Source organism: Tenacibaculum finnmarkense genomovar ulcerans, from assembly GCF_900239495.1.
In the GTDB taxonomy this organism is placed as follows: domain Bacteria; phylum Bacteroidota; class Bacteroidia; order Flavobacteriales; family Flavobacteriaceae; genus Polaribacter; species Polaribacter ulcerans.
This window is the reverse complement of record NZ_OENE01000030.1, coordinates 1-1249: the sequence shown is the minus strand read 5'-3', so window position 1 is coordinate 1249 and position 1249 is coordinate 1. Positions and strand designations below refer to the sequence as shown.

The following is a 1249-nucleotide window of genomic DNA, read 5'->3' as shown; positions in this document are numbered from 1 at the left end:
TATTCACAATGTATCAAGCAATACAAAATACTCTGATTTTGGAGGTTTTATTTATAATGATGAACTTTATTTTGCCTCGACCAAACCAAAGGCAAATAATGATAAAAAACTTTATAAATGGAATAAGCAACCGTTTTTAAACATCTATAAAGCCAAGCAAAAAAATATAGTATCTAAAAAAATGCTAGATTTAGAGAAATCAAAAATGCTTGAAGGATTAAGTTCAAAATACCATGAATCGAATATAATTATTACTAAAAATGGAAAAAAAGCCTATTTTACAAGAGATAATTACGATGGAAGAACATTAAAAGGCGATAAAGCACAAGTATCACATCTTAAAATTTACAGCGCCGATAAAATTGGTGATTTATGGGGTAATGTTCAAGAATTACCATTTAATAGCGATGCTTTTTCATGCGGTCATCCAGCGTTAAGCATTGATGAAGAAACCTTATATTTTGTATCGGATATGCCCAACGGATTTGGAGGTACCGATATTTATAAAGCAAGAATTTTAGGCGATAATAACTTTGGAAAACCCATCAATTTAGGAAAAGAAATCAATACAGAAAGTAGAGAGATGTTTCCATTTATCGGAACAAATAATGAGTTGTATTTTTCATCAAACGGTCATTTAGGTTTAGGCGCTTTAGATGTTTTTGAAGCAAAATATATTGATGGAAAATATGCAAATCCTGTAAATTTAGGAAGCCCAATAAACAGTGCGTTTGACGATTTTTCATTTGTAATAAACAAAAAACATTCCCACGGATTTTTCTCATCAAACAGAAAAAATGGAAAAGGCGATGACGATATTTATAGCTTTATCATGTATCGATGTAAAGAAGATATTAAAGGAATCGTAAGCGATTCACGAACAGGCGAACCAATTGCTAATGCAGTCGTTCAATTAATGAATCCATCGGGAGAAGTGGTATCATCATTAAAAACAGGAAGATCGGGTTCTTATATTTTTGAACAAAAAGATTGCGAACAAAAATTTGTAGTTGTAGGATCAAAAGAAGGCTATAAAAATGCCAACAAACAAGCAGCAACCCTTGATGTAGATCAGCAAGATGTTGTTGTAAACCTAAAATTACAGTCATTAATTGTAGGAAATCAAATAGTAATCAACCCTATTTATTTTGACTTTGATTTGGCAAATATCCGTACAGATGCCGAATATGAACTAGAAGATATTGTAAGTGTAATGAACACCTATCCTGAATTGATCATCAAAATAGAG

1 protein-coding gene is annotated in these 1249 nt (G+C 31.4%); it reads left to right on the top strand.

Going from position 1 to position 1249, the window contains the following annotated elements; all coding sequences use genetic code 11:
- Nucleotides 1-1249, top strand: a 1249-nt coding sequence (locus DPIF8902391_RS09245; RefSeq protein WP_172505635.1) for a carboxypeptidase regulatory-like domain-containing protein, incomplete at both ends; no start/stop codon positions are given.